The sequence below is a fragment of the Schlesneria paludicola DSM 18645 genome (assembly GCF_000255655.1).
In the GTDB taxonomy this organism is placed as follows: Bacteria; Planctomycetota; Planctomycetia; order Planctomycetales; family Planctomycetaceae; genus Schlesneria; species Schlesneria paludicola.
This window is the reverse complement of sequence record NZ_JH636435.1, coordinates 139,787-159,945: the sequence shown is the minus strand read 5'-3', so window position 1 is coordinate 159,945 and position 20,159 is coordinate 139,787. Positions and strand designations below refer to the sequence as shown.

Genomic DNA, 20,159 nt, shown 5'->3' with positions numbered 1-20,159 from the left:
AAAGATCAATCATTTCCCACGATTGACTTAGTCGCACCAAATTTTGAAAAGTCGGCTGGGTCGCCTCGCGCTCGCCGGACCTTGTTTCGGTGCACACCTGTTCTAAATGTCGCACTTTCCGCTTCAAGGACCGTGTTGCACATGATCCGCTCCCAGTACACTCTTTGGCATGAATCGAGAATTTGGTCCATACGATATCTCTCAAGAACTCGGCCGCGGCGCCATGGGCGTTGTCTATCTTGCCACGCACCGTAACTTGCAACGCGAATGCGCACTAAAGACGATTGCCCTCAAATTCAAGGATCCGCATGCCGCTGAGCGGTTCATTCACGAGGGACAGGCGGTCGCAAAGCTCGGAAAGCACCCGAATATCGTTCAGGTCTTCGACGCCGGAATCGTCGAGAAGACTCCCTATATCGCGATGGAACTGGTCAAGGGTGAAACGCTCGATGCGCTCGCGGCCCAGCGAGGGGCATTCCCGGAATCCGAATTGATCGAGTTGGGCCGCAAGATTGCGCTGGCGCTCGATCATGCGCACCGCCGTGGAATCGTGCACCGCGACGTCAAACTTGCCAACGTCATCATGGATGATACCGGCGAACCACAACTGGTGGATTTCGGGATCGCAAAAAACCTGAATGTCTCGCGAACAGCCATCAGCGAACTTTCAGTCTCCTCTGTCAAGACGCAAGAGGGTGCCTCGGGATCGCCTGCCGAGTGCATGTCTGACACCGCGAATGACGCCACGTTTATCGTTGACCAAAATGTCTCGACTCCAAGTCTCGAAGAGGGTATTCAGGGCACCCCCGCCTTCATGGCTCCTGAGCAGGCGGACCCCAGGCGCGGACCTGTCGATTCTCGAAGTGATGTCTACGCGCTGGGAGTGACACTGTACGTCCTCGCAACGGCGCGTCGCCCGTTCGAAGCGGCGACGATCACGGAATTGCTGGTACGAGTGGTCACCGAACCACCCCCGTCACCACGTCTGTTTGCGGACGTCAGCCTCGATTTCGAGGCCGTGGTTTTGAAATCGCTCGAGAAGAGCCCTGCGGATCGTTATCAGACGGCCCTCGAGTTCGCCGATGACCTTTCGCGGGTTTCAACAGGGATGCCCACGCGTGCACGCAAGCTGGGGAAACTCGGGTGGCTTCTGCGTCGACTGCGTGCGCACGGCAAGCTCGTCGCGATTGCCTCCGTCTTTTTGATCTTCGCGATTATTGTCTCCAGCTACTTCCTCTACCGGTCGCGAGAGATTCAAGCCTTATGGGGCGATATTGCGGAACGAACAGCACGCGCGACAGCCCGGGAAGTCGACTCGTTGCTTGACCCTGCGCTACCGATGCTGGAGGAATGCGTTTCACTCGCAGAGACCGGCCTGTTGCCAATCGATGATCAAGAGTTGCTCGCGCAGCATCTGGTGGCTCGGTTTCGCTATCAGAAAAAGCTGTCGTGGCTCTCGTATGGTGACGCACAAGGTCGATTTACGGGTGCGTGGCGGCACGCGTCGGGACGAATCGTGGTCCAGAGATCCTGGATCGATGAAGAAGGCGGACACGTTCGCGAAGAATTCGTCGACGGGGAACGCGAACACCTGCGATGGAATGACAACTGGACCTACGATCCAAGAACCAGACCGTTCTATCATCTGGCTGCAGAAGCGAATTATCCGATCTGGACGAAGCCTTATGAATGGTTCGGAGAAGAGGGGCTCGGAATCACGTCCGCTTTCGCGTTTCGGAACCAAGAAACACATCAAGTTCAGGGAGTCTTCACCGCGGACTACCATCTGGGAGCCCTCGCCGATTTTCTGGCGCAGCTCAAGATCGGCAAGCATGGGCGAGCCTACCTCTTGAGGCGCAGTGGAGAACTGCTCGCATCCCCCGAGCGAGGTACCATCGCCCCGGATGACTTGCTGCGTACGGCGATTCAAACCTCAGAGAGAACTCTTGGCGGAATCCAAAACCTGGAGTTCGACGAACCCGGTTCGTTCTCATTTCAGCATGAGGGAAAGTCCTACGTCGCGGCGTTTGAGGCATTTGAGCCCGCCGATGGATTGCCAGTCGTCACGGCCGTGCTCGTCCCCGAGGAGGATATTACGGGCCCGGTCAAAGCCGCGGCCGTCCGCACCGCGCAAATGGCGGGTAGTGTGGCACTTCTCGCCATTTGCGCGACTGTAATTGCAGGAATTTACCAGAAGCGAAACCTGATCAAAGCTCTCGCTCAACGTAAACGCAAACTCAAGCAAAGTGCGGTCGACGCTTCGTTAGAGAAAACGTCAGTCAACGGATCAGGACAGCAAAATCAGACTCCCGCGAAGCGATGAAGTCGTCACGGTTTCCAGATCGTTGAGTTGTCACAATCAGGTCGCGTGTCTCCTGGTAACCCGTTCACAGCCCGGGGACTGGCTCATTTTCCCGAGGTAAAGAAAAGGCTTACCCTTGTCGATGCACTGTGGATTCCAATTGAACCGGGAACATGTGCCTGCCCCCCCTCTCTTCGGACTGTGAACGGTTATTGTCTCATGTCCATGAAGCCCCACTTCAAGACACCGTCCTTCTTCGAGTGATTTTTGATTGGAGGCATCGCGTCGATTCTGGTTGCGATCTTGATCGCTCCAACGCCTAGTCCTGGTCGGCGGCGATGGCAATCGGCTCACTGGCATCGACGGCCGCTTCTGCCGCGGCGGCCAAGCTGATCGACTGGGCTGTGATCGGTGAGTTTTCAGCAAGACGGACACGCCCCGCCAACCAGAGTGTCGCCATTGTAAAGAGTGCCGCCATCCATCCGACGTGTCCGAAGTGTTCGATCCGATTGTCCGCGGTCTGTGTGATCATCACGCCTCCCAAATAGGACGCAACCCCACAGGCCATATGCTGCACCGCCGCATTGGCGCTCAAGAACCCGCCGCGGCGATGTGGCTCAACACTTCCCGTGATCATCGCCATCGCAGCAATCATCCGTCCCACATTGGTGACCATGAGCGCCCCGAACACGCAAACCGCGATCGCGACATGAACGCGGGGCAAATGAGTTATCGCCAGCAGCAACACGCCAGACATTGGCGCGATGATTCGATAGATGGTCAGCTTTCCATACTGATCTGTGAGCTTCCCGACAATGGGTGATGCGACCAGCGTCAAGGCGCCGCCGACGATATAGATCACCGGCAGTTGCTGCTCCGTCATACCAACGTTCGCGACGAAAAAGGCACTTACGTACGGAAACACCGAGAAACTTCCCATCATCAACGCCACCGTCAACGCAAACGCGTTCAAGTGGTTGGCAAATGAAAACGTCTCGATAATCGACCGTATCGGATGGGAATGCACCTTCCCCAGGTGCTCATTCAACGGCGGCATTGCGTAAGGTGTCAGGACGAGCAGTGGAACTCCGGCGATGACGAGTGCGATAAAAGGCACATGCCAGCCAAAGTTGTTGCCCAGAAAGAGGCCAAGAGGCACCCCTGCCACCGACGCCAGTGCAAATCCCGTCATGAGTGCGCCGGTCGCCCGGCCACGCCTTTCCTCGGGAAACACGTCTCCCACGATGGTCATCGCCATCCCGCCGAGGATCCCGCCGAAGATCCCTGTGGCGGTCCTTGCGGCCACCAGCGTGAAGTACGACGGAGCGATCGCACAAAGCAATGTGCCTAGCAGAAACCCTGCGTAGAGAACCATGAACGTCGACCGACGCGCAAAGCGATCGACAACCGCCGATGCCAATAATCCCGAAAAACCTGCGGCAAACGTGTACGACGACACGATCAAACCAAATTCGGCCGTGCCGATGTTCAGGGTCCGCATGAGCTGCGGGCCGAGCGGCATGACGATCATGAAATCGACAATGGTCGTGAACTGAACCGCCGCGAGGATAAACAACACCAGCCGCTCACGGCGTTGGATACGTTTTGTGTAGTCGTCAGAAAGCCCCTGCATGATGTCCCTACCTGCCTCAATGGTTCCACCAGATCTGGCTTCCCTCAACACGATTGATTCGCCACTCCGTCACGTCCAGTGGATCGTGATCGCGGCTTCAAGGTTCGCAGGAAAAGTTGATCGATAGCTTAGTTCTCGAAAAGTTCACCCACTGGCAGCAGTTGTAGGCGCTCCTCATGGCCACTTCTAGTAGCACAACCACTCGGTCATGACGGCTTCATGAACATCGCCAGCAGGACCGCTGGAATGATCCCCACGAGTCCATTAGCGTCTCGAATCTGGTTTGAAGCTCCACTGGGCCTGCACGACAACAGGTGTACAGTTCGCAGCGGTTTGAGTTCAGCCTGTTGAGATCACCGAAACAGGCTCCGACCAGATTCGAATACTCCCAGCTTTTGTGACAGCCAAGGAGCCCGCCCACCGTCTTTCAATAGGCTGTCAGAACAACGTCCCCATGATCAACGGCCAGACATCAGCCATACAGTGCCGAGTTGAAGGTCTTTCAGCCGTTCCGAAATTTTTTTGAAGTTTTCAGGGATGATTGCGATTTTTTTAAAAAACGGCCGGAAATGACCACGTGGCCTGATGGTTTCGTCCCCTCGTCACCAAGCTCCCGCTTGGTAACGAGTCTTACTGCATCACAAATTGACCTCAGCAGCACAGAACACTTTCGCCGGAGGTGTTATCAAGCGAGAACTTGGCAACGAGGTTGATCGGTTGCAGATTCGACGACAATAAAGATAGAATGTCTTTTCCTTTCAGAATCGAGACAGGCTCAGCTCTCATACCGAATTCTCGGCACGCATTTGCAGACGCGAATGCGCCGCGAAAGGGGCATGACCGAAGGGCACAGCATTTAGAATGCGGTGGCATTAGGTCCGGCATGATCACAGACGCTCATTTTGATGATCCCCTTCCCTGCGGGTCTGAACGTCAATCAATTTCTGGAAAACGATCATGATATTCACTCGCTTCTTGTCGATTGCGGTCGTATCGCTTGGTGTTCCGTTGATGTCCGCCGGTGCGGCCGCGAGCGCGGAATCACCGTCAAATTCTTTGCCCGAGTATCGTTTTGAAGTCGGGCAGGAGTTCGTCTACTTTGGCTCCAGCGAGATGACCTATGACGGTGGGACATTCCAGACGCTCAGTCGTTCGCAGTTCTTCGTGATTGCACAAAATTCGGACGGGACATGGGAGCTTCTGGTACGCAACGCTCGGCTGTTCGAGCAGATTCGCAAGAACGAAGACCTGGCTAAAGCGAAAGCGAAGATGAAGAAAACACTTGAGAAATCTGACGACCAATCCGTTGTCAGAACTTTTGGCCGTTTCCGCATTGACCGCCACGGAAGAATGCACGGCTTGCCGGCCATGGCGGAGGTCTACGCGAAAGTGTCTCACATTCTCGTTGGACTGCCACAATCTTGGGAAGAGGCGGAACACGGATGGACCGTCGTCGATACGAGCCTTGGCGAGAGCCTCGTGAGTCGACGAAGCGAATCAAATGTTGTCACCGAAACGGTGATCAAGACCTTGGTTCAATCAAGCCAAAACGCGGTGTTCGAAATCGAAGAAGACTTCACCACGACATTCGATGTCGAATCAAGGCTTCCCCGGCAAATCATGGCAAAGACCGTTCAGAATTATGCCCCCAAGGGCGAATCGACAACGACAGTGGAACTCGTTGGCGTCAAGAAGCATCCCATTGAGTGGGCGACGATGTGTGCCGAAGAAACCGCAAAATGCGATGACGTCATCCAGCAACACGGAAAAATCCTTGAGGAACGAAACCTCGATCCCGCCCAATTGAATGAGCAGCTTCAGCAGAGCCGCGAGACGCTGGAGCGCTTGGCGAACAGACTGAAGACCGACGAGCTCAAGGCAGCAATGCTGGATCAAGTCGTCAAATGGAAGCAGGAACAGGAGCACGAGGTTCAAAGCACAACAGAACGTGCGGCAATGATCGGTACAAAGTCCATTTCATGGAAGACGACAGATCTTGATGGAAATGAAATTTCCGTCGCCGATTTTCAAGGCAAGGTCGTCGTGATGGACTTCTGGTATCGTGGCTGCGGCTGGTGCATCGTGGCAATGCCTCAAGTCAAAGAGATCGCTGAACATTTTCGAGATCAACCAGTTGCCGTGCTCGGGATGAACACAGACGAACGTCTCGAAAATGCAAAGTTTGTGATTGAAAAACTGGATCTGAAGTACCCGAATCTCAAGGCCGAGGCGATTGCCGAGGAATACAAGCTTCAGGGCTTTCCCTCCCTCTTGATTCTCGATCAGAAAGGTACGATCCGCGATGTCCATATTGGCTACTCGCAAACCTTGAAGGACAACGTCATCCGTTCGGTGGAAAAGCTCCTCAACGCTCCCCCCTGACCAGACGACGCAGCCTTGACGCTCTGACATCCTCCGGTGTCCACATTCGTACAGAGGATCTCAAGAATCCCGATTCGCCTTCCTGCTTTCGCAGGGATGGTCCGAATCGATGCACCACTGTTGTTGCGGCCGGCCCCAGAATCTGCGCTGTATAGCCGATACGTTTGATCGCGAAGTCTTGCCGACGTATTCCAGTTTCAGGTTCCAAGCCTGTCGGCCGCGCTCTGCAATCCCATCACTCGCCCATCGAATTGATGAATCCGGTTTGCTGTGGCACGAGGACCGTTCGGAAACGTCGTTCCATTCAGCGTTCCACTTGGGAAAACAGGTATGACATCTCTCGGCAGATTTGCTGGCAACGCTCGTCGTAGGTCGCAGCTTCTTTGGAAGTATTGTCCGAGGCTTTTGGATCGTCGTAGGTGATGGCAACGCGCAGCGAACAGCCTGACACAACTGGGCAGCTATTGTCCGCCTGCGAACAGGTCATGATCGCGCAAAACTCGCTCTTGGGGTTCGGTGTTTCGTGGTGGACCTTCGAGTAACAAATCAACGCGGGTTCTCCATCGACGAAACGCACGGCATAGCGAGGATTCGCATCGAACTCGCCCTGAACCAGGGAGTTGGTTTTCTCAATCAATATTCCGGCCCGTTGCATCGCCGCCACAGCGCGCGGATTGAATGCAGTCGCTTCTGTCCCACCCGAATACGTCTCAACGCCTCGGATCCCGTAGTAACGCGCGGCGGCGGCGGCCCAGATTTGCGACATCTGACTTCGTCGCGAGTTATGCGTGCAGATACAGGTCAGTTTGATCGGCTGATTGGCGTGCGCACGCGTCTGGACGTACGTGGCGATCTTCCGGAGCTCCGCCTTCCGCTCAGCGGGAATCTGATCGAATTCTGCCTCTCGGGCCTTGAGATAACTCTGGACTGATTGAGAGACGGCCATCTTTTCTCCTGGAATCTCGTCCGCAGTTAACAAGGTTGTCACAAGAGCAACCAAGATCGCGGCCACAACTGGTCCTCGCATCGCAACGGCTTCCTGAAACGAAGGGAAGGTCTTAGTCAGATGAAAATCATCCTGCGATCCACGTGTGAGGGCCCAAGAACTCTATGGACCTCTCGACAACGGAACATCATTTCGATATTATTGGAAATATGGAAGAATCTCAAGCCATCCGTGCCCTGTCTGCACTTGCTCATGAGTATCGGCTGCGCATATTTCGTTTGCTCGCCAAGCATGGAACAGATGGCATGGCTGCGGGGAAGATTGCGGAGCAACTGGAATTGCCTGCGGCGACGTTGTCCTTTCATGTCAAAGAGCTACTGCATGCCGGTCTGATCGTCGATCGACGGGAAAGCCGTTCGATCATTTATTCGCTAAATCCAAGCGTCATGCGATGCCTGCTCGACTTCCTGCTCGATGACTGCTGCAGTGGCCACCCAGAACTGTGTACGGCCTCATGCAAGCCGACGAAAAAATCAACGCGGTGAAATCGTCTGAAACGCGACATCTGCCGAGCCTCATGACATTCGTCATTCTCTGAACAATGGAAGCACCATGCCATCTATCCAAGTTTTCGACAAACCGATGTGCTGCTCGACCGGAGTCTGTGGACCGCAGGTGGATCCGGTCCTTCCTCGTTTCGCCGCGGATCTCGACTGGTTGCGATCACAAGGTGTTTCCGTGGATCGATTCAATCTGGCACAGCAGGCCGACGCATTTGTGAAAAATGCTGCCGTCCAAGAGTTACTAACGAAAAAAGGGATCGACTGCTTGCCACTGACATTTGTTGATGGCCAGATCGTTGCCGAGAGTGAATATCCTTCTCGCGAGAAGTTCATCGAATGGACCAGACTGCCATTCACGGTCGCCCCATTTCCGTCACTATCGATTGTCACGGACACAGGTTGCTGCAGCGAGCCCGGCTGCTGCTAATGAACCGCGTCTGGTCTTGTGCCACGCCACGAGTACCAGCAATTTCGACGACGTCGAGTTTCGCCCGAGATACGAGTGGTAGTCGCTGTAAACGTTCGCCCTGAATCGCCTGGCGGCGTGCCGTCGATCGAATTCTCTTTGTTGTATGACTCTAGAGCAACCTTTTTGTGGCGGCACTGATGAACCTGCTGACAAATCCGACACGAATCCTGTTCTTTACGGGAAAGGGAGGCGTCGGCAAGACGTCTCTCGCCTGCGCGACAGCCGTGTCACTCGCGGACCAAGGCAAAAAGGTCTTACTCGTCTCAACGGACCCCGCATCGAATCTGGACGAAGTTCTGGGCGCCGCACTGGGAAATCATCCGACTCCCGTGCCCGCCGTTGCCAACCTCTCGGGAATGAATCTCGACCCCCAAGCCGCGGCGGCCGAATATCGTGAACGGATGGTCGGGCCCTACCGTTCACTTCTGCCTGCGGCAGCGATCGCCAGTATGGAAGAACAATACTCTGGTTCCTGTACACTCGAGATTGCGGCCTTTGACGAGTTCTCGCGTCTGCTCGGCAACCTGTCCGCAACGGCCGATTTTGACCATGTCATCTTCGACACAGCGCCCACCGGCCATACACTTCGACTGCTGACGCTTCCCACCGCCTGGTCGACATTTCTCACGACAAATGACACAGGAACATCATGCCTCGGGCCATTGGCTGGACTGCAGGCACAGCAGGAACTCTATCATCAGACGGTGCTGTCGTTGGCCGATCCCAGCCTGACCACACTGATCCTGGTGGCACGCCCCGAGACAACAGCATTGCGAGAGGCCGCCAGAACCAGTCGAGAACTGGCTGCGTTAGGAATTCTGAACCAACATCTCATCATCAACGGATATTTTACGACCGTATATCAGAACGACCCAGTCGCGACTGCGATGCAGGCCCGCATGACACACGCTCTTGACGACCTGCCTGCAGAGCTTGTGGCGTTGCCCCGAACCACAATCCGATTGTCGGCCAGCAATGTACTCGGACTGGCCTCACTACGAGCGATATTCGGCAGCGACGCGTCAATCGCAGATGACCAAACGCCCGCGATTCACCACGTCGATCTTCCGCCTGGTTTGGGCAGTCTGATGGACGAACTGGCTGAACCTGGACATGGCGTCATCCTGACGATGGGCAAAGGTGGCGTCGGCAAGACCACGGTTGCGGCCGCCGTCGCAGTGGGGCTGGCAGAACGAGGCCACCGGGTTCATCTTTCCACGACCGATCCCGCCGCGCATCTCGCCGCGGCAGTCATGGGAAACTCGATGCCGAACCTTCAAGTCAGTCGAATTGATCCTCAGCAGGTCACATCCGCCTACACCACAGAAGTCATGGGAGTCGCGGGGGCCAATTTGGACGCCGCAGGCAAGGCCCTGCTGGCGGAAGACCTTCGATCGCCCTGCACCGAAGAGATCGCCGTATTTCGTGCTTTTGCTCAGGTCGTGGCAGAAGGGCAAAAGCAATTTGTGGTCCTCGATACGGCCCCGACCGGCCATACCATCTTATTGTTAGATGCAGCACTCGCGTATCATAAAGAGGTCGCTCGTCAGGCGTCAGAGATGCCCGAATTCGTCGTCCAACTGCTCCCCAGACTACGCAATTCGAATCTGACGCGCATTCTGATCGTGACGCTGCCGGAAGCCACTCCCGTTCACGAAGCGGGTCAGCTTCAGCAGGATCTGCGGCGTGCGGAGATCGAACCGTATGCCTGGGTGATCAACCAAAGTCTTGCTCCACTTTCCGTCCACGATCCCGTTCTTCACGCGCGTCAGAATCACGAACGCCCATACATTGACGAGGTTGTCAACAAGCACGCAGCTCGCACCGCACTAATTGAGTGGCAAAATGAGCCTCCGACAGGAATCCTCGCGTTGGAAAAGCTGCTGACGTCCACGAATCGGTCCTGACTGTACAGGACTTCAGCCCTGTCGCGCCGGTTCGTGCGTTGGCACAAAATCGATTGTGGTTCAATGGCTTTAGTCGTTTTCACTTCTGTTCTATCAGCCCTCTGTTCGATATGTCAGAAAGATTCTGCTCGAGTTCGACTCGCCGCGGCGGATCAAATCAGCGACACTGATTCGGTGTTTCTTCGTCAGTTCAGGTCGACTTACCAGCGCCGTGTCCATTCCATTGGCGATCGTGAGGCACACCGATGCGTCTTCCGACACTTCTGCTGCTGATCAGTGTTGTGCTCTGGCCGAATCCGGCGCGTGCCGAGGATCAGGACGAAGCCATCAAAAAAATCCGGCTGCTGCGCGGTGAAGTTCGTCTGGATGACAAACTGCCCGGCACGCCGGTTGTGTCTGTCTCGTTCTACGGCAGCTCGCGGTTCAACGGCAAGTTCCTGCACCTTGTGAAGGGCTTGGATCAACTGACGTCTCTGGATCTTCGCAAAACGGACATCGGCGATACTCATCTCAAAGAAATCGCCGAACTCGAAAACTTGACGACCCTGCGACTCAGCAATGTGCCAATTACGGATGCGGGCCTTATTGAACTGCGATCGCAAAAGAAACTAAGCACACTCGATCTGGCGGGAACTCGGATCACGGATGACGGGCTCAAAGAGCTGAGCGTCCATCACAGTCTGAGGTACCTCGATCTAAGCGAAACGACCATCACAGGCATGGGATTAAAAGACCTGAGCGGTCTTCCCAACCTGCTGAGCCTGAATCTGGAAAACACCAAAGTGAACGACACAGGATTGGAGTGCGTACATGAGTTCAAGCATTTGATCCGCATTAACCTGCGCCGCACCAGTGTCACTGACGCCGGCCAAAAGGCCTTTAGTGTCTCGATGCCCAACACAAGGATCTACGACTCGGGCAGCGGACCTGCATTCAACGTCGGCATGAACCGCTAATGTTTTTTCATCACGAAAATTACGGTGCGGGTGTCCGGGGCTGGACGAGCGAAGCGATGGAAGCCCCTGGGTGCGGCAATGCCCTCCAATTGCGGACACCCGATGATATCTATTGTCCTGACACTCAGGGCACATTCACACGGCCTTTCAATTCAATCCAAGTGCTGTCGGAGACAGTTATGCCTCTCACCATTCGACTGGAAACGCCCGCCGATCATCGATCAATCTGGAACGTGAATAATTTGGCCTTTGGCCAACCGGTCGAGGCCAATTTGGTCGACGCGCTGCGTGCCGGTGGAGACACGACCGTGTCACTGGTCGCAGAAGCCGACAATCAAATTGTCGGTCACATTTTGTTCAGCAAGTTAAAGATCGTGACGAGCAACAACGAATCATTCGACGCGCACGCCCTCGCCCCGCTGGCCGTTCTGCCAACTTATCAGAGGATGGGAATTGGCAGTCAATTGGTCACCGAAGGTCTGTGTGGGTGTCGCAAAATTGGCGGCCGGATTGCCATCGTTCTTGGTCACCCCGGCTTCTATCCGCGATTTGGCTTCTCGGCGGATCTCGCCAAATCCCTTACTTCACCCTTCGGCGGCGGAGAAGCCTGGATGGTCAACGAGCTCGAACCGGGTGCGATGGCGGGCGTTGTTGGCCATGTCGAATATGCTTCGCCGTTCCATCAGCTCCAATGACGGAATCCAGTCAGCCGCAAGTCGAGTGCCGCCTCACGACGGGCAACCACCAGTCTGCACTAACATCTTCATCAAAACATGGGGATCAACCGGCTTGACCAGATGCTGGTTAAAGCCCGCTTCTGTTGAACGACGCCGGTCTTCCTCCTGCCCCCATCCGGTCACGGCAATCAGAATGACATTCTGACCCCAGGGTTGGTTGCGGATGCGACGGGCGACTTCGTAGCCGTTCAGGCCGGGGAGACCAATGTCTAAGAGCGCGATATCGGGTTGGAAGTCGATCGCCGTGTCGAGTCCTTGTTGACCATCGTAGGCCGTTCGAGTTTCGTTACCCATGATCCGCAGCATCATCGCCAGGCTATCCGCTCCGTCGCGGTTGTCGTCCACGACGAGGATTCGATATGACGGGACAGATCGAGCTGACAGGGGTACGTCATCACCCGCCACTTCCTCGACAAGACTGGTCAACAATGGAAGGCGAATGGTAAAGGTCGAGCCTTTTCCCGGCCCGTCACTCTGTGCGTCCACGGTGCCACCATGCATTTCGGTCAGTTTGCGGACCAATGTCAGACCGATGCCCAGACCGCCGCGAGACTTGGCGAGCGACGATTCGGACTGCTTGAACATCAGAAACAGGCGTGGAATCTCGTCCGGAGACAATCCGACTCCGCAGTCTTTGACCGATATCACGACTTCGGAGTTTGCGACATTCGCAGAAAGATTGATCTTCCCTTCGCGGTCGCTGTACTTGGCGGCGTTGTTGAGCAGGTTCGATATGGCCTGTGCCAGCCTGACAGGATCGGCATCGACCATTACGGGTGCATTTGGCAACGACAGCGTGACCGTGTGCCCCAGGTGCTCGATCAAGGGACGCGACGTCTCCATCGCGCTTTGAATAATCGTCAGCAGGCAGACTCGCTCTCGATGCAGCTCGAACTTACCCTGGCTGATTCGACTGACATCCATTAAGTCATCAACGAGACGTACCACATGTGTTAGCTGTCGATCCATCATATCGCGCGTGGCGCTTCGACTGGCTTCATCACCGTGACTCAATCTCAGGATTTCGAGCCCATTCCGGATGGGAGCCAAAGGGTTGCGAAGCTCGTGGGCCAGGATCGCGAGAAATTCATCCTTGCGGCGGTCGGCCTCGTGCAGCATTGCCTCGGCCTGCTTGCGATCGGTGATATCGCGCGTCGAACCAGCAACCGCTTCGACCGAACCGTCCTCGGCCAGAACAGGCATGAAAATGTATTCGTATTGGCGTTCGCCATCCACATTCGCATACGGTGTTTCGTCGCGAAGGGGCTGCTTCGTGTCGATCACCTGTTGGATCTGGCGATGCAGTTTTGCCGCCAATTCCGATGGATAGTCAAGCTCGTAAAAATTCTTGTTGACCGCCTCGGAAAACGTCTTATGCCATAACGCCAGTAGCGATTTGTTGATGTAGACGAAGCGGCCGTGCAAATCAAAGATGTAGTTAAAATCGGGAGTGTTCGAGAGAGCCGTCTCGTAGATCCGACGTTGTTGGTCAGAGGCATTCATCAACCGCAGCTTTTCAGCGGCTGCCCGCTGCTGTTCCGAGACATCCTGCAAATAGATCGAAATTCCGTCGTCGGACGGATAGACGCGCACCAGATACCACCGATCATGCTCGGCGTAGTACGCCATCACTGTGGCCGGGGTTCGTTGATCCATGGCTTGGCGAAGCGCCGGTTCGAACTCGGTCCCGATCACCCCGGGGTATACATCCCACATCACTTGCCCCACCAAGTCATCGCGTGACCTGTCGATCACGCTTTCGGCAGGCCGATTGAGATAGGCAAAACACCAGTTGCGATCCACGGAAAAGAACGCGTCGGTGATACTGTCCAAGATGACACGCGACCGTTCTCCGGCTTGCCGTTCGGCTTCTTCCGCCTGCTGCCGCGAACGAATGTCGCGAAAGATCACGACAGCTCCTTGGACTCGATTCCGTTCATCCAGAATGGGTGAGGTGCTGTCTTCAATCGCCCATTCGGTTCCATTTTTCGAGATCAATAACGTCCGCGCGGTTAGGCTTATCGCAGATTCAGACGAGATGGCTCGCAGCGCAAGGTTTGGGACCGGCGTACGCGTCTCCTGATCGACAAGGCGAAAAATCTCGTCCAGCGATCGCCCCACGGCACGTTCTTGCGGCCATCCAGTTATTTTTTGGGCGACATCATTTAGAAACGTGACCTTGCCTGTTGCATCCATGGTGATCACAGCGTCCGCAATACTGGCCAATGTGATTCGTGCAAGCTCCGCCTGACGCCCAAGGCTCTTCTGTGCAACCCGAATCGCCGCAGTCGAACGCTGCATGGACTCGCCGACCATTGCGACCATCAGGCAAACCAGCAAGTACAGTCCAAGTCCCACTGGCTGTGAGGCATAGTTGCTAAATATGGTCAATCGGGGAGGGACAAACAGAAACCACGCGATGAAAAAGCCCAAAACGGTCGCGAGGGCGGCCGTCCGCCAGCCACCAATGCGCGAGGCAAACACCACGGCGGCAAAGAATGTTGGATAGGGCGTCTCATCGCCAAGTACCGGGTCGAGCAGCAATCGTACGAATCCAGCAGCAATCACGGCCAGAACGGTGAGTCCGAAGGCGGTAGCTGTGTTGATTTCGGCCGGCGAATCGGCTTCAGGCGAGCGAGTTGTTTTCAAAGGAGATCCATCGCGACGGCCGTCGACGATACAAAGGAAGGTAGCGGCGAGAATTATGTCAAATCATCATTGCACTTCGATGCATCCCTCAAAACATTCAGTACGCGTCAGTCAGACAAAACCTGGCAGCGAACAACCGACGTCCGAATCAGTTGACCGAACCCGTCTTGTGACCAATTGTCGCTGCAGGGCGCTGGGACGCAACACAGCATGAGTGCAGTTTTTTTCTCGGAGACGTCTCATCCATCAACCCGAAATTGTCGACGAGCGGCACGCTGAATTCAACTGATACGTCGCGAGGAAATTTGGTCAAGTTGATCCCAGCCACGCAAAGGAGTCGTCGGGCCAACCGTTCACAGACCGGGGGCTGGCTCATTTTCCCGCAGTATAAGGGAAGGCTCACCCCAGTCGATGTACTGTGGATTCCAATTGAACCGGGAAAATGTGCCTGTACCCCTCTTTTCGGGCTGTGAACGGTTACGTCGTCGGGTGACCACCGAATGAGTCCCTTGAGCTGTCGATGATCCCAAGCGGGAGAACCGACGTTGATCGACAGTGTCTCTCAAACCCCAGGAACGCGGGCCTCGACAATCAATCATCGATCCATTCAACCAGAAGAAACGGCTGATCCCTCCGGGCAATCTCGGGACGCCTCGACAACGATGGTATCGGCAACAAGATCCCCCAGTCGCTGTCGAGCACTGGTCAGGGCGAGACTCAGGATTCCTGGAACCCACCAGGTTGCGTTGCAGGTGTCAACGCACATGACGATCTCGCGTGCAAGGCTACGACTGAACCCACATGGCCGGAGTGTTGATTGCAGGGTCCTAATTCCGACACACCACTTGCCAGGTGTCACACCCCAGCGCCCTTGAATCGCAACAAACGCAAAAGCGATGAAGGCCATCCAGATTCCCACCCAGATGACAAGCTCCGACGCCGCCTTGACGATTGGATGCGAGACCTGGCATTCCAGTGCCTGGGCGAGCGTCAACCAGTCAAAATGGGGGTTCACGATCCAACCGAATCCGATGATCAGACTCGCGACCAATACGATGTCAATTCCCCGCGCCAACCCTCGCTGTCCGAGCGACGCCAGCCGGACGGCCCGATCGCCGAACCCATAATCCGCTCGGGTGTATCGGCACATCATGATCCAACATCCGACACCCAAGAGCGTTGTTGTAAGGAATAGAACTCCCATCAGCATCATCCCAAGACTCAGTAAGCCTTTCGGAATTGCATCAATGACGCATTCTGTTGCTCGAATGCCATCCTGTTCTATCGAGTAGATTCTGGTCACGCCCATCGCCTGAATCGTGGAAACATAAGATTTCATACCATTCTGACACGCGACGACGCGAATGTTGTACGTGAAAGGAAACGCACAAGTCGCGGAGAGCTTCCATTCGGTTCCGTCAAATCGGTAAAGATGCCCAATCGGATTAAGGGTATGGACGTCGTCTACGATGAGGACTGCCGGTTCACCATTGACGAAAAGTAGATTCGGAATGTCATGGCCGATCTCTTCGCGAACGAGCGACCAGCCTGCGACCGCGTCTGCTGGATTTTTCGATTCCGGTACAGATACCGTTTCGCTCAAGATGAGCGCCCCGTCCAAAGAATCCGGATCGTCCATCGCAGGCCCGTCACTTTCATCGGACAACGGCTTCAGTTGCAGCCCGCGTCGATAGAGAGAATATCCGCCGACTTTCAGCAAGACGTGAATCTCGTCGCCAAGGTTCAAGCAGGACATCTGTGAGGCTTGTGAAAAGTAGACACCCACCGACCCAATCATCGAGATTCGATTCGGGTTTGGCAGCACAACGGCGTATTTGTCGTTCCAATCGCCATCCGAATGCGTTGAGATCACGAATCCATCGCCCCCGCTTTCGACACGCGCCGGTTCACCGTCTAAAAGGAATCGCTGACCTGTTGGAACGAGATTTTGAAATGGATCGTCGGAAAATTCCGATCGTTGTGCCCGACCATCGACAATCTCAAACGATTCAGGATTGTTCATCGTCGGATCGACCAGCCAAAGTCGGTCACCGAACACGGTCGGAAACAGGACAACTCTGCTCTGGAAGCTCAAACTGAGCGAGTGATTCTTGCCAGTCTCTGGATCAATGGTCACAAGCATCCACTTCCAATCCTCAATGCCCTCGCGTTGACCTAATCCCTCCAGGCAAACGAATTGATCGTTCCAAAGTGGCGCGTACATCAACCGGTAGATGTTTGTCGCACCTTCACCGATCCAGGGAATTGACCGTAACGTGGAATGCACGAGCGCCGGAACGGACCACTGAGGTCCCCCGATTCGCATCATTCCAATGAGACCGCCTGCAGCAAGAAACGGGGTGGTCGCAAAAACCGCCAGCAAAAGAAGCCCCCAAAGATAGCCCGGCTGACGACTCGACATGGCCCCCCCTTGTCGCGAAACGACGATCATTCACAACGACGGCTGTGCGGATCAGTTCCCAGAGACTAAGACATTGCCACTCAAGCGGGAAGTCCCGTGTGTTTGCCAACTGTTCCCATATGCAGAATGAGCGTATCGCGTTTTGAGAAACACTGTGGCGTCAATCGCCGCAGGACGCAGCACGACATGGGAACGCGGAGACGATTTGCCACTGCCAATCACTCGTTACCACTTGCCGACGACAATCGCCTGAAGTTCGCCGTTTCGGAACGTGAAGACGGTCGCTCGAGATGTATAGTGCAGCAGGTAAGAAAAATCATGCTCGGCGGTGTCGATCCCTTTGAGGTACTTGTACCCTTTCTCGATTCGATCTGGGTTTCCGTACGCACGAATCACGTCATTCACCGTGCTCCACATCCCGATCCCCTTGTCCGTCGCCCCGTCGAAGCTGACGAACGTACGATTGCGGAAGCGGAACACGATCGATTCGATTCGTCCACCCGACTCGATCAGGGCAACACCCGACTCTTTGTAAACGAGCCAATGCGTCGGATCGACATAGTTCGCGACGCCCGCGTTGACGTGAAATCCATCACCTGAATCAGAACGCAGTACGTCGTCGGGACGCCCCATCATCTCGACAATCGATCGCGCAGTCGCGCCAATTCGCAGTCGCCTGGTTCCAGTGCCCAGAATGATCAAATTGTCAGATGGATCTTGTGATCGCTCGGCCGTGGAACGCAACCTCGGCCCATCGGAACTCGAGCGGGCCGGAACATCAATCAGTTCGGACGTCGGAGTCGTGGCAGACTTAGTCCACAACCCACCTCGTGCCATCAGCCACCACAAGAACGCAGCAAACAGAATCACTCCGAAAGCGATCGCCGTACCGATCCAGACTCGTCGAGGAATTGGAAAGGGCAATGAAAAGCGTCGAGTTGGACGATCCGATTTGTCGAGCGGAGTGGATTTGTCGGATGACTTGCTCATGACTCAAAAACCTGACGAATGTCTGCGAATGCAGAAAATTGACACGAAAGGCTTCGCACTTTTAGTCCAGTCCGCCTGCAATGCCAATCGCAATCTGATTGTTGGAAGGCCCGAACGAACCGCCTCTGCTCTGATCATGACGTTGGACAACTCACCGGATTCGCCGGAGTATCTGAATCTGGCGGATCGCTGACAACGGTTCAGATATCGCCTATGAGTGTTACAAGCAGGAACAGGCAATCTGGTGTTCACTCTGGCATTGCCTGTTCAAATCTGGGCATATTCAATTCAGTGACATGATCTGTGGCGGAAGTACCGGCCCACAAGATCACGTCGGAATGGACTCGACGTTTTCTCTATTCTCGACCCGCGGAAACGATGAATTGATACAGGATTACAACAATTCCCTATTCCCAGCAAAAAAAGCGAAGAATTCGATCGGCAACTTGAACCGACAATCTTCGAAAAGAACGAAAGCCCCCCTGCAATGGCATATGACGAAGATCTTGCAGAACGTGTGCGTGCCGTACTTGCGGCGCGGCTGGTGTCGGCCGACGAACGCCCAATGATGGGCGGCTTGTGCTTCATGGTTGACGGAAAGATGTGCCTTGGGATCTCGAAGAACCGACTTATGGCTCGCATCGATCGTGCGATTTACGACGAAGCTTTGACGCGAAAAGGCTGCATTCCGATGGAAATTACGGGACGGCCGATGCGCGGATTTGTATTCGTCACGCCCGAGGGACTTCGATCGAAACGCAACCTTGAGTCATGGGTCGATCTGGCCCTGGAATTTAACCCCCGCGCTGTGGCGTCAAGACGTCGCGGATCGATCGCTCGTCCAGTGGCCCCTGAAACCGCGACTCCACGGAAGCCTGATCGTCCTCTTGCGCAGAAGGATTAATCCCCCACCACAGGAATGCGCCGGCGACAACAATGCCACCCGCGACGGCCAAGCTGATCCGCCACCCCAGGTCCTGACCATAGTACTGAGCAAAAATCTGGCTCATGACCGGCGTCAATGACGGCGACAATGTGCCACCAATGTTGCAGCCGGTATTCATCAAACTCGCCGTCGTCCCACCATATCGCCCACCGAGTTCGACGGACGTCGTCCAGAAAGATCCTTCGCAGGCGCCGATCAATGCTGCAGAAATGGCGAGCAAGACGAGTGTAACGTGGGGATTCGAGGCGAGAAGTCCGACTTCAAAGATCAGTCCGCTCGAGATCATCCCCAGGACTGGAACGAGCGAGCGTCTCCACCGCGGGGAGAGACGCGCCGGAATTTGCCCCACGAGCCAGCCTCCGCCGACCATGCCGAGGCCCATCGACAGGGTAATGATCGTCGCGTACCACCGTGCGACTGACCGATCTTGTTGCTGGACCGTCTCAAAGAAGAAATTAATCCAATAAAAGAAGAGGTACTGAAAATAGCCCATCGCGGCGTAACTGAGTGTGATGCAGATGACACTCGGTTGGCGAAGAACATGCCACAAACTGAGTTGCCCATCGTGAATTTGAGCATTTGGCGGAGACGATTGAGGTTCTTTTGGCGAGCGCTGCGTCCCGGATGTCCAGGCGAGCGTGACGATTAACGTCATCACGCTGGATACCCCTAATGCCCAGGTCCAGCCGCAGTGATCGATCAAGTACCCCATGACGCTGTATGTCGCAGCCATTCCAACGCAAGCTGAGAACGTTACAAATCCGTTTGCCAGGACTCGAGAACGTGGTTCGACACACTGCGAGACCATCCGTGCCGCAGCAGGGTGCAAGGGGGCATTGAAGACACCCATGAACGATCGCACAATCAACAGACTGATCCAGATGGCTTCCACATCCTTGCTCAAATAGGCCGTGCAGCCCGAGAGCCCCACGAAAACAACGGACCCGAATCCCAGGAGCGTCAGCGCCGCACGCGGCCCAAAGCGATCGATCAACCATCCGCCCGGCAACATTGCCACTGTGTAGAACAGTAGAAATGCCGAGTAGACCAGTCCCATTCGGTCGGGGCTGATCCCGTACTTCGGAATCAGTTGCTCATTCCCGATGACGGAAATGCTGATTCGATTGAAGTGTCCACAGGCGACGACCAACATCAACAATGGAACAGTTCTTTTCAGGCCAACCGTCGTCGCAGTGGATGCATTCACACGGATCTCCCCAGGTTGAACTCAGTCAGATATCGATCTCGTCACATCGA

Annotated in this window: 15 protein-coding genes; 9 read left to right on the top strand and 6 right to left on the bottom strand. The window is 55.2% G+C overall.

Translation table 11 applies throughout. The annotated features are described in order from the left end of the window. Window positions 1–169 precede the first annotated feature (169 nt). A complete protein-coding gene (locus OSO_RS0117945; RefSeq protein ID WP_010584593.1) occupies window positions 170–2,323 on the top strand; it encodes a serine/threonine protein kinase in 2,154 nt (717 codons plus the stop codon). A gap of 298 nt (window positions 2,324–2,621) precedes the next feature. On the opposite strand, the gene OSO_RS0117940 is transcribed toward OSO_RS0117945, so the two are convergent. Continuing rightward, window positions 2,622–3,935 carry an MFS transporter gene (locus OSO_RS0117940; protein WP_010584592.1) on the bottom strand — a complete coding sequence of 438 codons (1,314 nt, stop codon included), beginning with the start codon at window positions 3,933–3,935 and terminating at the stop codon, window positions 2,622–2,624. Window positions 3,936–4,892: 957 nt separating this feature from the next. Here OSO_RS0117940 and OSO_RS0117930 point away from each other — a divergent pair. Beyond that, window positions 4,893–6,317, top strand: a complete 1,425-nt coding sequence (locus OSO_RS0117930) for a TlpA family protein disulfide reductase (RefSeq protein WP_010584591.1) — start codon at window positions 4,893–4,895, stop codon at window positions 6,315–6,317. 304 nt (window positions 6,318–6,621) lie between these two features. Here the strand turns inward: OSO_RS0117930 and OSO_RS0117925 are convergent, their stop codons facing one another. Continuing rightward, window positions 6,622–7,344: an arsenate reductase/protein-tyrosine-phosphatase family protein gene (locus OSO_RS0117925; RefSeq protein ID WP_010584590.1), complete on the bottom strand. Its 723-nt coding sequence runs from the start codon at window positions 7,342–7,344 to the stop codon at window positions 6,622–6,624. Between the two features lie 83 nt (window positions 7,345–7,427). Between OSO_RS0117925 and OSO_RS0117920 the strand changes: the two genes are divergently transcribed. The 5 genes from OSO_RS0117920 to OSO_RS0117895 all read left to right on the top strand — a co-directional run bounded on the left by OSO_RS0117920 (window position 7,428) and on the right by OSO_RS0117895 (window position 11,853). Then, window positions 7,428–7,808, top strand: a complete 381-nt coding sequence (locus OSO_RS0117920; RefSeq protein WP_010584589.1) for an ArsR/SmtB family transcription factor — start codon at window positions 7,428–7,430, stop codon at window positions 7,806–7,808. A gap of 67 nt (window positions 7,809–7,875) precedes the next feature. Continuing rightward, window positions 7,876–8,253, top strand: a complete 378-nt coding sequence (gene arsD, locus OSO_RS0117915) for an arsenite efflux transporter metallochaperone ArsD (RefSeq protein WP_010584588.1) — start codon at window positions 7,876–7,878, stop codon at window positions 8,251–8,253. A 179-nt stretch (window positions 8,254–8,432) separates the two neighbouring features. After that, window positions 8,433–10,202, top strand: a complete 1,770-nt coding sequence (gene arsA, locus OSO_RS0117910) for an arsenical pump-driving ATPase (protein ID WP_029247162.1) — start codon at window positions 8,433–8,435, stop codon at window positions 10,200–10,202. A gap of 245 nt (window positions 10,203–10,447) precedes the next feature. Continuing rightward, on the top strand, window positions 10,448–11,158 hold the full coding sequence (locus OSO_RS48200; protein ID WP_010584586.1) for a leucine-rich repeat domain-containing protein: 711 nt from the start codon (window positions 10,448–10,450) through the stop codon (window positions 11,156–11,158). A 179-nt stretch (window positions 11,159–11,337) separates the two neighbouring features. Next, window positions 11,338–11,853, top strand: a complete 516-nt coding sequence (locus OSO_RS0117895; protein WP_029247161.1) for a GNAT family N-acetyltransferase — start codon at window positions 11,338–11,340, stop codon at window positions 11,851–11,853. Between the two features lie 33 nt (window positions 11,854–11,886). On the opposite strand, the gene OSO_RS48195 is transcribed toward OSO_RS0117895, so the two are convergent. The 3 genes from OSO_RS48195 to OSO_RS0117875 form a co-directional block, all read right to left on the bottom strand. Further along, window positions 11,887–14,544, bottom strand: a complete 2,658-nt coding sequence (locus OSO_RS48195) for a hybrid sensor histidine kinase/response regulator (RefSeq protein ID WP_010584584.1) — start codon at window positions 14,542–14,544, stop codon at window positions 11,887–11,889. 607 nt (window positions 14,545–15,151) lie between these two features. Continuing rightward, window positions 15,152–16,966: an RDD family protein gene (locus OSO_RS0117880; RefSeq protein WP_029247160.1), complete on the bottom strand. Its 1,815-nt coding sequence runs from the start codon at window positions 16,964–16,966 to the stop codon at window positions 15,152–15,154. A 225-nt stretch (window positions 16,967–17,191) separates the two neighbouring features. Beyond that, the gene (locus tag OSO_RS0117875) at window positions 17,192–17,956 is read right to left on the bottom strand and encodes a hypothetical protein (protein WP_010584581.1); all 765 of its coding nucleotides are present in this window, start codon (window positions 17,954–17,956) and stop codon (window positions 17,192–17,194) included. 28 nt (window positions 17,957–17,984) lie between these two features. Between OSO_RS0117875 and OSO_RS0117870 the strand changes: the two genes are divergently transcribed. Together OSO_RS0117870 and OSO_RS52625 are read left to right on the top strand one after the other, a co-directional pair. Continuing rightward, entirely contained in the window at window positions 17,985–18,149 is a 165-nt protein-coding gene (locus OSO_RS0117870) for a hypothetical protein (protein WP_157605325.1), read from the top strand. Window positions 18,150–18,443: 294 nt separating this feature from the next. After that, entirely contained in the window at window positions 18,444–18,860 is a 417-nt protein-coding gene (locus OSO_RS52625) for a TfoX/Sxy family protein (RefSeq protein WP_010584578.1), read from the top strand. Here OSO_RS52625 and OSO_RS0117860 read toward each other — a convergent pair. Then, entirely contained in the window at window positions 18,751–20,109 is a 1,359-nt protein-coding gene (locus tag OSO_RS0117860) for an MFS transporter (protein WP_010584577.1), read from the bottom strand. The genes OSO_RS52625 and OSO_RS0117860 overlap by 110 nt on opposite strands. Window positions 20,110–20,159 lie beyond the last annotated feature (50 nt).

Excerpts from the sequence above, each read along its gene's own strand:
- OSO_RS0117945 (WP_010584593.1), top strand. The coding sequence starts at position 170 with ATGAATCGAGAATTTGGTCCATACGATATCTCTCAAGAACTCGGCCGC.
- OSO_RS0117940 (WP_010584592.1), bottom strand. The coding sequence starts at position 3,935 with ATGCAGGGGCTTTCTGACGACTACACAAAACGTATCCAACGCCGTGAG.
- OSO_RS0117930 (WP_010584591.1), top strand. The coding sequence starts at position 4,893 with ATGATATTCACTCGCTTCTTGTCGATTGCGGTCGTATCGCTTGGTGTT.
- OSO_RS0117925 (WP_010584590.1), bottom strand. The coding sequence starts at position 7,344 with ATGCGAGGACCAGTTGTGGCCGCGATCTTGGTTGCTCTTGTGACAACC.
- OSO_RS0117920 (WP_010584589.1), top strand. The coding sequence starts at position 7,428 with ATGGACCTCTCGACAACGGAACATCATTTCGATATTATTGGAAATATG.
- arsD (WP_010584588.1), top strand. The coding sequence starts at position 7,876 with ATGCCATCTATCCAAGTTTTCGACAAACCGATGTGCTGCTCGACCGGA.
- arsA (WP_029247162.1), top strand. The coding sequence starts at position 8,433 with ATGAACCTGCTGACAAATCCGACACGAATCCTGTTCTTTACGGGAAAG.
- OSO_RS48200 (WP_010584586.1), top strand. The coding sequence starts at position 10,448 with ATGCGTCTTCCGACACTTCTGCTGCTGATCAGTGTTGTGCTCTGGCCG.
- OSO_RS0117895 (WP_029247161.1), top strand. The coding sequence starts at position 11,338 with ATGCCTCTCACCATTCGACTGGAAACGCCCGCCGATCATCGATCAATC.
- OSO_RS0117880 (WP_029247160.1), bottom strand. The coding sequence starts at position 16,966 with ATGTCGAGTCGTCAGCCGGGCTATCTTTGGGGGCTTCTTTTGCTGGCG.
- OSO_RS0117875 (WP_010584581.1), bottom strand. The coding sequence starts at position 17,956 with ATGAGCAAGTCATCCGACAAATCCACTCCGCTCGACAAATCGGATCGT.
- OSO_RS0117870 (WP_157605325.1), top strand. The coding sequence starts at position 17,985 with ATGCAGAAAATTGACACGAAAGGCTTCGCACTTTTAGTCCAGTCCGCC.
- OSO_RS52625 (WP_010584578.1), top strand. The coding sequence starts at position 18,444 with ATGGCATATGACGAAGATCTTGCAGAACGTGTGCGTGCCGTACTTGCG.